Annotated in this window: 16 protein-coding genes; 11 read left to right on the top strand and 5 right to left on the bottom strand. The window is 73.1% G+C overall.

The window, feature by feature from the left end; translation table 11 throughout:
• Positions 1-58 precede the first annotated feature (58 nt).
• Together EIY87_RS23750 and EIY87_RS23745 are read left to right on the top strand one after the other, a co-directional pair.
• On the top strand, positions 59-457 hold the full coding sequence (locus tag EIY87_RS23750; protein WP_125311905.1) for an STAS domain-containing protein: 399 nt from the start codon (positions 59-61) through the stop codon (positions 455-457).
• On the top strand, positions 454-909 hold the full coding sequence (locus tag EIY87_RS23745) for an ATP-binding protein (protein ID WP_125311902.1): 456 nt from the start codon (positions 454-456) through the stop codon (positions 907-909). Before EIY87_RS23750 ends, EIY87_RS23745 begins: the two co-directional genes overlap by 4 nt.
• Before the next feature lie 12 nt (positions 910-921).
• Here EIY87_RS23745 and EIY87_RS23740 read toward each other — a convergent pair whose 3' ends face one another.
• Positions 922-1,674: an ATP-binding protein gene (locus EIY87_RS23740; protein WP_125311900.1), complete on the bottom strand. Its 753-nt coding sequence runs from the start codon at positions 1,672-1,674 to the stop codon at positions 922-924.
• 166 nt (positions 1,675-1,840) lie between these two features.
• Here EIY87_RS23740 and EIY87_RS23735 point away from each other — a divergent pair, with 166 nt between their 5' ends.
• Complete coding sequence (locus tag EIY87_RS23735; protein ID WP_125311898.1) at positions 1,841-3,151, top strand: lipase family protein; 1,311 nt, start codon at positions 1,841-1,843, stop codon at positions 3,149-3,151.
• 43 nt (positions 3,152-3,194) lie between these two features.
• On the opposite strand, the gene EIY87_RS23730 is transcribed toward EIY87_RS23735, so the two are convergent.
• From EIY87_RS23730 to EIY87_RS23715, 4 genes are all read right to left on the bottom strand, one after another.
• Positions 3,195-4,430: an RNA polymerase sigma factor gene (locus tag EIY87_RS23730; RefSeq protein WP_125311896.1), complete on the bottom strand. Its 1,236-nt coding sequence runs from the start codon at positions 4,428-4,430 to the stop codon at positions 3,195-3,197.
• Positions 4,427-4,780, bottom strand: a complete 354-nt coding sequence (locus EIY87_RS23725) for a YciI family protein (protein WP_449657962.1) — start codon at positions 4,778-4,780, stop codon at positions 4,427-4,429. The genes EIY87_RS23730 and EIY87_RS23725 overlap by 4 nt, the downstream gene beginning before the upstream one ends.
• A 199-nt stretch (positions 4,781-4,979) precedes the next feature.
• Complete coding sequence (locus tag EIY87_RS23720; protein ID WP_125311892.1) at positions 4,980-5,681, bottom strand: AfsR/SARP family transcriptional regulator; 702 nt, start codon at positions 5,679-5,681, stop codon at positions 4,980-4,982.
• A gap of 136 nt (positions 5,682-5,817) precedes the next feature.
• Positions 5,818-6,024, bottom strand: a complete 207-nt coding sequence (locus EIY87_RS23715) for a hypothetical protein (RefSeq protein WP_125311890.1) — start codon at positions 6,022-6,024, stop codon at positions 5,818-5,820.
• Between the two features lie 156 nt (positions 6,025-6,180).
• Here EIY87_RS23715 and EIY87_RS23710 point away from each other — a divergent pair, with 156 nt between their 5' ends.
• From EIY87_RS23710 to EIY87_RS23675, 8 genes are read left to right on the top strand one after another with little or no spacing between them, the layout of a single operon-like run.
• Positions 6,181-6,753 carry a DUF4255 domain-containing protein gene (locus tag EIY87_RS23710; protein ID WP_125311888.1) on the top strand — a complete coding sequence of 191 codons (573 nt, stop codon included), beginning with the start codon at positions 6,181-6,183 and terminating at the stop codon, positions 6,751-6,753.
• Complete coding sequence (locus EIY87_RS23705) at positions 6,750-7,469, top strand: carboxypeptidase regulatory-like domain-containing protein (protein WP_125311886.1); 720 nt, start codon at positions 6,750-6,752, stop codon at positions 7,467-7,469. The genes EIY87_RS23710 and EIY87_RS23705 overlap by 4 nt, the downstream gene beginning before the upstream one ends.
• Positions 7,470-7,482: 13 nt before the next feature.
• Positions 7,483-9,747, top strand: a complete 2,265-nt coding sequence (locus tag EIY87_RS23700) for a phage tail sheath family protein (protein WP_125311884.1) — start codon at positions 7,483-7,485, stop codon at positions 9,745-9,747.
• 19 nt (positions 9,748-9,766) lie between these two features.
• Positions 9,767-10,225 carry a phage tail protein gene (locus tag EIY87_RS23695; protein WP_086863737.1) on the top strand — a complete coding sequence of 153 codons (459 nt, stop codon included), beginning with the start codon at positions 9,767-9,769 and terminating at the stop codon, positions 10,223-10,225.
• Between the two features lie 10 nt (positions 10,226-10,235).
• The gene (locus tag EIY87_RS23690) at positions 10,236-11,711 is read left to right on the top strand and encodes a phage tail sheath subtilisin-like domain-containing protein (protein WP_125311882.1); all 1,476 of its coding nucleotides are present in this window, start codon (positions 10,236-10,238) and stop codon (positions 11,709-11,711) included.
• Positions 11,708-12,208: a phage tail protein gene (locus EIY87_RS23685; RefSeq protein WP_191984239.1), complete on the top strand. Its 501-nt coding sequence runs from the start codon at positions 11,708-11,710 to the stop codon at positions 12,206-12,208. The genes EIY87_RS23690 and EIY87_RS23685 overlap by 4 nt, the downstream gene beginning before the upstream one ends.
• A gap of 11 nt (positions 12,209-12,219) precedes the next feature.
• Positions 12,220-12,408, top strand: coding sequence for a putative phage tail protein (locus EIY87_RS23680; RefSeq protein ID WP_125311879.1), 189 nt, complete (start codon positions 12,220-12,222; stop codon positions 12,406-12,408).
• Positions 12,405-13,067: a CIS tube protein gene (locus tag EIY87_RS23675; protein ID WP_125311876.1), complete on the top strand. Its 663-nt coding sequence runs from the start codon at positions 12,405-12,407 to the stop codon at positions 13,065-13,067. The genes EIY87_RS23680 and EIY87_RS23675 overlap by 4 nt, the downstream gene beginning before the upstream one ends.
• The last annotated feature ends 10 nt before the right edge of the window (positions 13,068-13,077 follow it).

Raw genomic sequence — 13,077 nt, 5'->3', positions numbered from 1 at the left:
CGTGCTTGACTAAGGGGTGACGGGCCGGCAGCCCGGCCCGGGACAGGAGGAGGGCGTCATGTCCTCGGACCGGCACGGGCCGTCCGCTGTCCGGCGGCAGGCGGCGAAGGAGATCCTCGCGGTCGAACGCTCGGAGCCGCGGCCGGGCTGGCTGGTCGTCACCGCGGTCGGGGAGATCGACGCCGTGTCGGTGCGGTTGCTGCAGCGCGCGACCTGGCAGGAGACAGCGGCGGTCACGGTGGTGGACCTGTCCGGGGTGACGCTGCTGGGCGCGGCCGGGTTGCGCGCGCTGGCGCAGGCCGCCTGGCGCGCGCGGGTGGAGGGTGGCCGGCTGTGGCTGGTCGTGCCGCCGCACCCGGTTTCGGTCGCGTTGTCGATGTTCTGGCCCGGTGAGCGCGTCCGCGGGTTCGCGACGCTGGCGGAGGCGCTGCGGGCGGACCCCGGGGACCCGGGATGAGCACGGGGCCGGACGACCGCGCGGTGTTCGTGATCGAGCCGGGCACCGTGCCACCGCTCAGCGCGCTCCGGCGGTGGACCGGGCGGGTGCTGCCGCTGCTGGGCGCGGACCACCTGTGGGCGGTGCGCCTGGTCGTCACCGAACTCGCCACGAACGCGCACGAACACGGCGCCGGGCCGGTCACGATCACCGCTTCGGCCGACCCGGTCCCGTGCTCGGTGCTGCTGGAGGTCCACGACGACGGCCCCGAGCGCCCGGTGACCGGCGAGCCGGGCGCCGGCACCCCGCACGGCCGGGGACTGGTGCTGGTGCGCGGTCTTTCGCGCGCGTGGGGCGTGCGCGGCACCGGGCTCGGGAAGACGGTGTGGGCACGGATCGACTGCGGGAGCGCGTCGATCGGGCGGTGCCCGGTGCGGCCGGAGCCGATCGCGATGGACCCGGAGCCCTGCTGACGGCGGGCCTGATCACCCACGCGCGCCCGGGCGGCGGTCGGTGGTCAAGACCGCCCAGACGGCCTTCCCGCCGGACCACCGCGGGCTGCTTCCCCACCGCTGCGCCGAATGCGCCACCAAGTGCAGCCCCAGGCCCGAGGACCCCGGCCTGGGCCGTGGGGACAGCACCGCCGGGCGCGGGTCGTCGTCGAGGACCGCGATCGTCAGGCGTCCGTGGCGCAGGTCCAGCCTGAGCGTGGCAGCGGACGCCGTGTGCTGGACCGCGTTCGTCGCCAGCTCGCCGGCGACCAGGATGCCGTCGTAGACGAAGTGCGTGACGTCCCACTCCGCGCACGCCCGGCGCACCGCGGCGCGGGCGACCGCCGGTGCTTCGCTGCCGCGGGGCAGCAGCACCTCCGCCTGGCGCCGGGCCGGTTTGCCCAGTGCGCGTTCGGCGCTGGGGACGTCCTCGCCGAGCGCGGCTTCGCGGTGGACGCCGTGCTCGCGCAGCGCCCGCGCGTGGTCGGGGGTGCCGGTGGCCAGCGCGAGCGGGATGCCCGGCCAGAGCCGGATCCGCCGGGCGACGAGCGCGAACACCCCGACCGGTGCCACCGCGCTGAAGTCGAGCTCGCCGACGCCGGCGATGACCGCGTCCGGGCCGTCCGCCGCGATTTCCAGCAGGCCGTCGCGCAGCCGGCGGTAGCTGCCCAGGTGCAGGCCGCCCTTGACGGTGACCAGCGTGTAGTGCGGCCGGGGCGCGACTTCGAGGTCGAGCGTCCCCTGCATCGTCCCTCCTCCGCTGCGCACCCGGCACCCCAACGCTAGGACGCGACCGGCGCCCGCGGTAGTCCCCCACGGGCGGGTGAGAAACCGGTACGCGGCTGTACCTGTGACCTACTCGCTGGTAGGTTCACGCCGTCGAGTGATCCACTTCATGATTCAAAGGGGAGTCATGATCCGCACGCCCGTCCGTTTCCCGGCCCTCGCCGCCGCGCTCGCGCTGGTCTTCACCGCCACGACGGCGACCGTGGCAGACGCCCGGTCGTCCGATTCCTTCTACTCCTACGACGGCAGCGCGCCGCTGTCGTCGTACGCGCCGGGAACCGTGCTCAAGACCCGGACCCTGGCCTACCACGTGGCCGGCCTCGCCACGCCGGTGCAGGCCGTGCAGCTGCTCTACCGCACCACCGACGCGCAGGGCCGGCCGTCCGCCAACGTCACCTCGGTGGTCCGCAGCATCACCGGCGACCGCACGAAAGCCGTTTCGTACCAGTCGGCCTACGACTCGCTCGACCCCGCCGACGCGCCCTCGCGCGCGATCGCCGGCGACGTCACGCTCGGCGGCCTGCTGCCCAACGGCGAGTCGCTGCTGCTGCTCCCGTCGCTCCTGCTGGGCTACAACGTCGTCGTGCCCGACACCGAAGGGCAGACCGCCGACTTCGCCGCGGGGCCCGAATACGGCACCACGACGCTCGACTCGATCCGCGCGGCGACCAGCTCGGCCGCCACCGGGATGGACGACCGCACGAAGTTCGGCCTCCTCGGCTACTCGGGCGGGGCCATCGCGACCGGCTGGGCGGCGGCCCTCGCGCCGGGCTACGCCCCGGACGTGAACCGGAACCTCGTCGGGTTCACCGAAGGCGGGGTGCTCGTCGACCCCGCGCACAACCTCGAGTACGTCGGCGGGAGCCCGGTGTGGTCCGGCGTCATCCCGATGGCGCTGATCGGGGTCGCCCGCGGCTTCGGCATCGACCTGCGGCCGTACGCCAGCGAATACGGGCTGAAGGTGCTCGGCGAGCTGGAGCACGCGTCGATCGTCACCGCGCTGGGCCGGTACCCGGGCCTGACGTGGCAGAAGCTGGTGAAGCCGGAGTACGCGAACCCGAACTCGGTGCCGCCGTTCGTCGCCGCGGTGAACAAGGTGAACATCGGTTCGGCGCCGACGCCGTCGGTCCCGGGCTTCATCGCCCAGGGCAACGCCGGTTTCCTCGAAGGGACCACGAGCACCGTGCCGGGCATCGGCACCGGGGACGGCGTGATGGTCGCCGGCGACGTGCGGGCGCTGGCCCGCCAGTACTGCGCTACGGGCAACGACTCCATCAAGTACACCCAGTACGACGCGCTCAGCCACGTCGGCGGCGTGGCGGCCTGGGCACCCGCGGCGATGGGCTGGCTCGCCGACCGGTTCGCCGGCAAGCCCGCGCCGTCGAGCTGCGGTCACATCCCGGCCGGGAACTCCCTCGCGCCGGAGGAGCCGGCCTGACCCGGGCGCCGGGTCCGGCCGGCCCGCCCGTTGCCGGACGGTCTCAGCTGGATTCCGTGGGGTCGAGCGCGCGCAGGCGGCCGGCGAGGTAGCGCCGGTCGGCGGGCTTGGTGGCCAGGTCGTGGGCGCGCCGGTAGGCGGCCGCCGCGTCGGTGGTGCGGCCGAGGCGGCGCAGGAGGTCCGCGCGGGCGGCGTGCAGCAGGTGGTACCGGTCGAGGCCGTCGATCCGGTCGATGAGCGCGAGCCCCTCGGCCGGGGTGGTGGCCATGGCGACGGCGACGGCGTGGTTCAGCGCGACCACCGGGGACGGCGCGACCACCAGCAGCTGATCGTAGAGGCCCGCGATGCCCGCCCAGTCCGTCCGGTCGGCCGACGGCGCCTGGGCGTGCAGCACGGCGATGGCGGCCTGCAGCTGGTACGGCCCGGGCGCGCCCAGGCGCAAGGCCCGGTCGAGCAGCCCGACGGCTTCGGCGATGCCGGCGTGGTCCCAGCGCTCCCGGTCCTGGTCTTCGAGCAGGACGACGTCGCCGTGCTCGTCGTAGCGCGCCGCGGCCCGCGAGTCCTGCAGGAGCAGCAGCGCGGCCAGGCCGAGGGCCTCCGGTTCGTCGGGCATCAGGGCCGCGACGAGCTTGGCCAGCCGCACCGCTTCCCGCTGCAGTTCGCGGTACTCCGGCCGGTCGCCCTCGGCGGTGTAGCCGCGGGTGAAGATCAGGTAGACCACCGCGAGGACGCCGGTGAGCCGCTCGGGCAGCAGGTGGTCGGCGGGGACGGCGAGGCTGATCCCGGCGTCGCGGATCTTGCGCTTGGCCCGGATCAGCCGCTGGGCCAGCGTGGCTTCCCCGACCAGGAAGGTGCGCGCGATCTGCCCGGCGGTCAGCCCGGCCACGGCGTGCAGCGTCAACGCCACGCGCACGTCTTCGGCCAGCGCCGGGTGGCAGCAGGTGAAGATCAGGCTGAGCCGCTCGTCGCCGACGGCGAGCAGGCTGCTGTCCCCGTCGTCCATCGTGGTCACCTCCGGCCCCGGGCCGAGTTCGGCGAGCTTCTCCCGGCCCCGGCGGGCGCGCCGGAGCCGGTCGACCGCGCTGTTGCGGGCCGCGGTCAGCAGCCAGGCGACCGGGTCGGCCGGCTCGCCGCCGTCCCACTTGCGCAGCGCGAGCGCGCACGCGTCCTGCAGCGCGTCCTCGGCGAGTTCGAAGTCGCCGAGGACGCGGACCAGCGCCGCGAGCATCCGGGTCCGGTGCTCGCGATAGGTGGTCCGCAGCAGCTGCTCCGAGGTCATCCGCGGTGGTCGAGCCCCGGCACGCCGGCGATCGGGCGGACCTCGATCGAGCCGTCCGCGGCCATCGGGCACAGCGCGGCCAGCTCGAGCGCCTCGTCGAGGTCGCGGCAGTCGAGGACGTAGGCGCCGCCGAGGTGCTCGTGGGTCTCGGGGTAGGGGCCGTCGGTGATCAGCGTCTTGCCCTCGCGCACGGCGACCGTGGTCGCGGTGTGCTCGCGCTGCAGCGGGTGACCCGCGACGAACACCCCGCGCCGCCGGCACTCGTCGGCGAAGGCGTTCACCCGGGCGAGTGCCTCCGGGAAGCGCGGGTCGCCGGGCTCCGGGCGATCGCAGTCGTAGATCAGGAGCATGTACTGCACGGGTTCCTCCAGCCGGTCGTGGTGCCTCTCATAGAGGATGACGAACGGCGGGCCCGCAACTCGACAGGCGCGCCCGGCGGATCCCGCCGGGCCGGCCGCCCGAATGTGCCGAAATCGCGGCCGCCCGATCGGGAAATGCGGATGGCTGGAATTGCCCGAAAGGGCAGGCGCCATTGTTTTCGTGCCGGAACTAATGCGCGCTCAGATGGGGCAGGAGGTCGCGGAGCGTATCGGACGGCTCGAGTCCCAGTTCCTCGAGCAGCGTGCAGCGGCACTGCTCGTACTGGTGCTGCGCCGCCGCCCGGTTGCCGGCCGCGAGGTGCGCGTCGATGAGGACGCGGTGGGCGCTCTCGCGCAACGGCTCCGCGCGCACCGCGGCCAGTCCGGCCGCCACCGCCTCGCCGTGGCGGCCCGCCGTGGTGAGGCGCTTGGCCATGGCTTCCAAGGCGTAGAGCCGCAGCTGGTGGTACTGCTCCTGCTCGATCAGCACCCACTCGTTGTCCGACCATTCGGGCAGCAGGTCGGCCGACAGCTCGTCGCGGGTCTGGCGGGTCAGGATGTCGTCGCAGCCGCACGTCTTGTCGAGCAGGCAGTGCGCGCGGGCGACCGCGTCGTGGATGTCGACGCTGATGTTGCCCGCCAGCGCCATTTCCTGCGTGGACGCGTCGATCACGCGGTGCCCGGTGCGGGACGCGCGCCACAGCGACGAGCGCAGGTTCGCGTTGGCGCGGGGCGTCGTCGCCTCCGGCCACAGCGTTCTCGCCACGTACGTCCGCGTCCGCGGGCGGTCCTGCAGCGCGAGGAAGGCGAGCAGCCGCTGCGCGCTGTAGGACAGCACGACCGGGTCGTCTCCCACCAGCAGCGTGAACCCCTTGAGCAGCCGCAGTGTCACGATCTGTGTTGCTTCAATGCGCATCGGTTCCCCAACCTACGCCCGCACCGATCGGATCGACCCCACCGTGGGGCAATTCGCGACCCGCAGGTGAAACGTTACGGGGAATTATCGTCGATGCGGCGTCAACGGGGCGTCACGAAAACGTCATCGGGCCTGCTCCCAGCTCGTCCAGCCAGCTCTGCACGGCCGCGTGCACCGCTTCCCGGGACGTCACCGCGACGGGTCTGGCCTCGTCGGTGCCGACCGTGGAGAGGATGCGGACCCGCAGGGCGCCGGGCTCGCCGCCTTCCAGCCACGCACGCAGGACCATGCTGCCGGACCGTTCCTCGGGGACCTCCACCGACGCAGGATGCGCGCAGGCCTGTCACCACGGCGTCGCCGCCGCGTCAACGGCCGCACCGGGAACGCCGTCGTGACGCTCGGGCGACGCGCGGGTCGCGGCCCGGCCACGCCACCCCTGCGATGCTGCCGCGGCACCGCACAGGGGAGGACTGGCATGGGCGATTTCGGCGTCGTCGCCGACGTGTCGACGATCATCGTCGACCGGCTCACCGAGGCGTTGCGCGGGCTCGATCCGAACGATCCGCCGACGGCCGTGCTGAGCGACCTCGAGGACCGGCCGAGCCGGGCCACGCTCACGGTCTTCCTGTACGAGATCGCCGAGGACCCCACCTCGCGCAACCGGCCGCCGGTGCGGGCGCTGCCGCCGGCCGCGCCGACGAGCCGCAAGCCGCCGATGGCGTTGCTGCTGCGGTACCTGATCACGCCGTGGGGCGGCAGCCAGGCCACCCAGCACCAGATGATCGGCCGCGCGCTCCAGGTCTTCTACGACGACGCGATCTGGACCGGCGAGGAGCTGACCGGCAGCCTGGCCGGCACCACGGAGGCGCTGCAGTTCACGCTGACGCCGCTGACGCTCGATCAGAAGTCGTGGATCTGGTACGCGATCCAGAAGCCCTACCGGCTGTCCCTCAACTACGAGGTCCGGGTCGTCAACCTCGACTCGCTCGACGTTTCCGAGCTGCGGCTGGTCCGCAGCCGCACGATCAACGGGACACCGGTGCCATGACCCGCTTCCTCCCCCTCGAATCCTCGGTCCTGCACAGCCCGGCGTGGTTCGTGCCGTTCGACGAGTTCGCCCAGCGCGCGCGGGCCGCCGACGTGACCACCGAGCTGGAGCGCTTCGACCCGGCCACGAACGCCTGGGTGCTCCAGGAAACCCCGGCGATCCGCACGCCGAGCGCGGTGATCGCCTACCCGGAGCTCGGCCGGCGCCGCGGCCCGGGCGCGCAGCCCGAGCGGTTCCGCGTGCGGTTCAGCGCCATCGGGTTCGCGCCGCTGTACCCAGCGGACGGCGAGGACTTCGACGCGGGCCTGGCCGGCGTCGAGTTCACCGCGTACCCGTACGACGACGGCACCCCGCCCGCCGTGGCGGGCGAGCCGCGCGTGGTCCGGCTGCTGCCGAGCGTGGCCTTCCCGTACGGGCCCGGCGTCCGCACGGTCTACGGCGTCGTCCGCGCGGCCGGGGTACCGGTGGCCAACGCGCTGGTCGAGGCGCGGGGGACCACGAGCAGGGACGGCGCCGCGTGGCAGGAGCGGACGCTGACCAGCGCGACCGGCGCGTTCCGGCTCGCGCTGCGCTGGGAAGGCGAGCTCGTCACCGGGCAGCCCGAGCAGGTCTTCCACCTGAGCGCCACCGAACGGCCGGGCCGGACCGGCGCGCTGGACGTCCGGCTGCCCAGCGGCCGGAACACCAAGCACGTCATCGAGATCGTCGAGCAGTAGAAGGAGCTGAACCATGCCCGAGTACCTGAGCCCCGGCGTCTACGTCGAGGAGGTCGACGCGGGGCCGCGGCCGATCGCGGGGGTGAGCACCAGCACGGCGGGCATGGTCGGGGTCACCCAGCGCGGCCCGACCGACGGGAAGCCCAAGCTGGTGACGAACTTCCTGGAGTTCCGGACGACCTTCGGCGGGTTCCTGCCCGAGCCGGACCCGGCGATCCGGGACGCCTGGGCGGAAGACCCGACGGAGGGTGGCCGCTGGTGGCTGTTCCCGCTGGCGGTCAAGGGGTTCTTCGACAACGGCGGCCAGCGCCTCTACGTCAAGCGGGTCGCCAGCGCCACCGCGCAGGCCGCGTCCGGCACGTTCGGCACCGGCCTGGTCAGCGCGATCACCCGGGACGCCGCGGCCGGGGCGAAGGTGCTGGAGCTGGCCCACCTGGTCGGCTTCACCGGCGCGGACGAGGTCAAGGTCTTCCGCGGCAGCGACAACGTCGAGATCGGCACCGTGACGATCACCGCGTACGACGCCGGCAAGGGGCGGGTCACGCTCGGCACCGGGCTGGCGGCGGAGGTCAAGGCGGCCCGCGGCGACTACGTGCAGAAGGCCCCGCGCGCGGCCACGCCGAGCCTGCGGTTCTCCGCGTCGAGCCCCGGTTCCTGGGGAAAGGCCGTGCAGGTGCGGATCACGCCGTCGGTGAGCGCCTCCCTGCCGGTGCTGCCCGACCCGAACGAGGGGCCGCTGTTCGTCACCGCGCTCGCCGCCGAAGCCGCCGCCGACGCGACGTCCATCGTGGTGAACGCGGTGCCCGGCCTGGACCCCGACGACCTGCCGGACGACGTCTGGGTCCTGATCAACGAGCGGCGCTTCCAGGTCACCGTGGCGCAGCCGGAAGCGGGGAAGGTGACGCTCACCTTCCCCGACAGTCCCACGCACGCGCTGTGGAAGCCCGGTCTCACCGTGCGCCGGGTCCGCCTGGCCAACGCGGGCGCCGGCCCGAAGCTGCGGATCAGCGGTTCGAGCCGGCTGTACGAGGGCGCGGCCGCGCAGCTCGACACCGGTGACCGGCTGAGCACCCTGAACGTCGTCGCGATCGAGCCGGACGACGTCGTCACGTTCGACGCCGACACCCCCGCGCAGGTCTTCGAGACCGCCCGGCTCCAGCTGGTCGAGTCCACAGTGGACACGCGGTTCACGGACCCCGGCGGCGGCTCGGTGACCGAGACGTTCCGCAACCTGCGCCTGGTCGGCGACGCGCCCGGCACCGTGACCGGCACGCTGGCGAGCCAGTCGCGGCTGGTGCGGGCGACCGCGCTGGACCTGAGCACCGACCCCGCCGAGTTCCCGACGCCCGCCACCGGCTCGTGGCTCAGCCTCGCCGACGACGGCGACGACGCCTTCGGGGGCCTCGACGTCGGGGACTTCGTCGGCACGGACGGCGGGAGCGGCAAGCGCACCGGCATCGTGGCGCTGGAGGACATCGACGAGGTCGCGATCTGCGCGGTGCCCGGCGTGTGGGCGGGCACCGTCGAATCGGCGCTGGTGACGCACTGCGAGCAGCTCAAGGACCGGTTCGCCGTCCTCGACCCGCGCGACGGCCTCGACATCGAGGGCATCCAGGAGTTCCGCGAACCCTTCGACACCAAGTACGCCGCGCTGTACTACCCGTGGCTGGTCGTCAACGACCCGTCCACCGGCAAGTTCGTCGAGGTGCCGCCGTCGGGGCACGTCATCGGCATCTACGCCCGCACCGACGTCGAGCGGGGCGTGCACAAGGCGCCGGCCAACGCGGTCATCCGCGGCATCCGGTCGCCCGGCGGCATCGCGCAGGACGTCACCAAGCGGCACCAGGACCTGCTGAACCCCAAGGGGATCAACGCGTTGCGGTTCTTCCCCAACCTGGGCCAGCGGGTGTGGGGCGCGCGCACGCTGTCGTCGGACACGTCGTGGAAGTACGTCAACGTGCGCCGGCTCTTCCTCTTCCTCGAGGAGTCGATCGACGAGGGCACGCAGTGGGTCGTGTTCGAGCCGAACGACGAATCGCTGTGGGCGCTGGTGCGGCAGACGATCGCGAACTTCCTGACCACTGTCTGGCGCAGCGGCGCGCTCGCCGGCACCACCGCGGACGAGGCCTTCTTCGTCCAGTGCGACCGCTCCACGATGACCGACGACGACATCGCGAACGGCAGGCTCATCTGCGTGATCGGGGTGGCGCCGGTGTTCCCGGCGGAGTTCGTGATCTTCCGGATCCAGCAGAAGACCCGCGAGCCCCAGCTCGTCTGACCACTGAAAGGCAACGGACATGCCACCTGTGACGCGCGACGATCCGTACGCCGCGTACAACTTCCTGGTCATCGTGACCAACGTCAGCGACGACGGCGTCGCGGTGAGCGGGTCGTTCACCGAAGCCAGCGGGCTGGACGTGGAACTGCCGGTGATCGAGTACCGCACCGGCAGCGAGGACATCACGGTCCGCAAGCTCGTGGGCCTCAAGAAGTTCCCGAGCGCGCTGACGTTCAAGCGCGGGGTCACCGGCCACGTCGGGTTCTGGAACTGGGTGAAGGAGGCGCTCGACGGCCGGGTGCGGCGCACGTCCGGCTCGATCGTGATGCTGGACGAGAACCGCCAGGAGGTCATGCGCTGGAACTTCAACCGGGGCTGGCCGACGAAGTACACCGGACCGTCGTTCAACGCGACCAAGAACGAGATCGCCATGGAGACGCTCGTGCTGGCCGTCGAGGAATTCGTGATCGACGCGTGAGCGGGCAGCGATGACCAGCGCGGCGCTTCCCGGCGTTTCCCTGACCTTCGAGCGAGCGGCTGCCGGCGACGAGCCGCTGCGCACGGACGTGGCCGTCTTCCTCGGCCGCACCCGGCGCGGCCCGGTCGGCGTGCCCGTGCGCGTCGAGAGCTGGAACGACGTCGTGGGCGCGTTCGGCCCGCCCGACGGCACGTCGGCGACGCCGTACGCGCTGCGCGGGTTCTTCGAAAACCAGGGCCGGGCGGCGTGGGTGCTGCGGGTCTCCGGGCCCGCCGCACCCGCCGGTGCACAGTGGACGGACGACTTCCGCGTGGTGGCCGCGAGTCCCGGTGCGTGGGCGAACGGCGGCCGGGTCGCCGTGCGGTACTCGGCGAGCAGCGTCGCGGGCCCGCCGGCGGTCACCGTGCGGGTGCTCGTGCCCGGCGAGCCGCCGGAAACCTTCGCGGGCATGGCGCCCGGCGAGGTCGCCGGCCGGCTCACCGCGTCCCGGCTGATCCGGGTGGTGCCGCTGCGCCCGGACGGGCCGGCGAGCCCGATCCCCGCGGGGGCACCGCTCTCGCTGGCCTGGGACCTCACGCTCACCGGCGGCACGGACAGCCCGCCGCGGCGCAACGACTACGCCGACGCGGTGGCGGCGCAGGCCGACCTGCCGGAGCCGGCGCTGGTGGCCCTCCCGGACCTCGGCGCCGACCTGACCGGCACCGACCACACCGACCTGGTGCTGGAGCTGCTCCGGGTGGTGGCGCCGCTGCTGGACCGGCTGGTGCTGCTGGACGTGCCACCGGATGTGTCCACAGTGGACGAGGTGGCCGAGTGGACCCGGGCGCTGGCGGGTCTCGGCGACGAGGTGCTGCTCGCCGCGGTGGCGGTGTACCACCCGCCGCTGCGGGCGCCGTCCCCGGACGGGCTGCGGACCGTGCCGGCGTCCGGGCACGTCGCCGGGCTGGTGGCCCGGCTCGACGCCGAGCGGGGTGCCGCCCACACCCCGGCCAACGCCACGCTGCTCGACGCGGTCGACATCGAGGTCGAGTACCCGGAAGCGCAGCAGGTGCGGCTGTTCGACGCGGGCGTCGACCTGGTGCGGTGCCTGCGGGGCCGCGGCCTCGTGGTGTGGGGCGGGCGGACGCTTTCGCCCGACCCGCGCCGGGTGTACGTCGCCCACCGCCGGCTGCTGCACCTGCTGGTGCGGGCCATCCGGCGGGCCGCCGCGCCGCTGGTGTTCGAGGTGAACTCGGCGGAGCTGCGGCTGGCGCTGGTCCGCGCGATCACGTCGGTGCTGCTGGAGGCGTTCCGCACCGGCGCGCTCGCCGGCAGCCGGCCGGAAGACGCCTTCCGCGTCGTGTGCGACGAAAGCAACAACCCGCCCGAGCAGGACCCCGGGCAGGTCGTGTGCGAGGTCGAAGTCGCGCCGGCCGTGCCCATGGAGTTCATCGCGCTGCGGCTCGTGCTGGGCCAGGACCGCGGTCTGGAGGTGATCGAGCAGTGACGACCCCGGTGGACCAGCTGCTCGCGCTCAACGAGCCGCTGCCCAAGTTCCGCTTCCTCGTGACGCTCTCCGCGGCGGACGTCTACCTGCCGCCGGCGCAGGCCCTGCTGCTGCAGGTGGTCGCCGCCGGTGCCTTCCAGGAGGTCACCGGGCTGGGCGCGCAGCTGGAGGTGGTCAGCTACCCCGAAGGCGGGCGCAACGACGCGGTGCACAAGCTCCCGCTGCGCCACTCGTGGAACCCGATCACGCTCAAGCGCGGCGTGGTCCGCGACCGCCTGCTGTGGTCCTGGTACGAAACCGGCCTGCACGACTCGCTGGGGGCCCGCCGCGACGGCGCCCTGATCATGCTCGACGAGGCGGGGCTGCCCGCGAAGTCGTGGCTCTTCCACGGCGGCCTCGCCGCCAAGTGGACCGGGCCGGACCTGCACGCCGAGCAGAACGCGGTCGCGATCGAGTCCCTGGAAATCGCCCACGAGGGCCTGACGGCCGTGCTCTAGGAGAAGAAACCGTGCCCAGGAACGTGACTTTCCACAACGTCGAGGTGCACTTCGCCGTGGACGGCGACGACGGGGCCGTGTTCGCCCGCCTGTTCAACCGGTACATCCAGGCGTGGGCACGGCGCTACGAAGAGGAGTGCGCCCGCGCCGAGCGCAGCGGGAACGACCGCCGGATCGGGGACTCGGGAGGCCGCCGGTGATCACCACGCCGTTCTCCGCGGTGAGCCAGGGCGCCGACGCGCACCTGGAGATCGAGCGGCCGCCGAACCGGACGCCGCAGGTGATCCCGCTGCGGTTCAACCCGACCGAGTACAAGCTCAGCAAGAGCAACACGTTCGCCGAGATCACCATCCCCGGGCTGGAGACCCCGCCGCTCCAGTTCATCCGCGGCGGCACCGAAACCCTGACGCTGCAGGCGCTGGTCGACACCTCCGACACGCTGAACGACGTCCGGACGTCCTATGTGGACGCCGTGCGCGACCTGATGCGGATCGACGGTACCGAGCACGCGCCGCCGATCGTCCGGTTCCACTGGAACGGGCCGGTGTTCAAGGGCGTGCTGGAGAAGCTGGACGTGAACTACGTGCTGTTCGCCAAGAACGGCGTGCCGCTGCGGGCCCAGCTGGACATCACACTCAAGGAGTACCGCCTGGCGAAGGACCAGGCCGTGGATCCGCCGCGGTCCTCGCCGACGGTCGAGAAGAGCTACGTCGTGCGCCGCGGCGACACCTGGGACCGCATCTCCGCCGCGGTGTACCGCCGGCCGGACGCGTGGCGGGAACTGGCGCGCGCCAACGGCATCTCCGATCCACGCGACCTGCGGCCGGGGCTGGTGCTGACCGTGCCCCGGCTGCCGTGAGAGGGGGCCG

Origin of the sequence: Amycolatopsis eburnea (genome assembly GCF_003937945.1) — a bacterium.
In the GTDB taxonomy this organism is placed as follows: Bacteria; Actinomycetota; Actinomycetes; order Mycobacteriales; family Pseudonocardiaceae; genus Amycolatopsis; species Amycolatopsis eburnea.
This window is presented reverse-complemented; position numbering and strand designations above follow the sequence as displayed.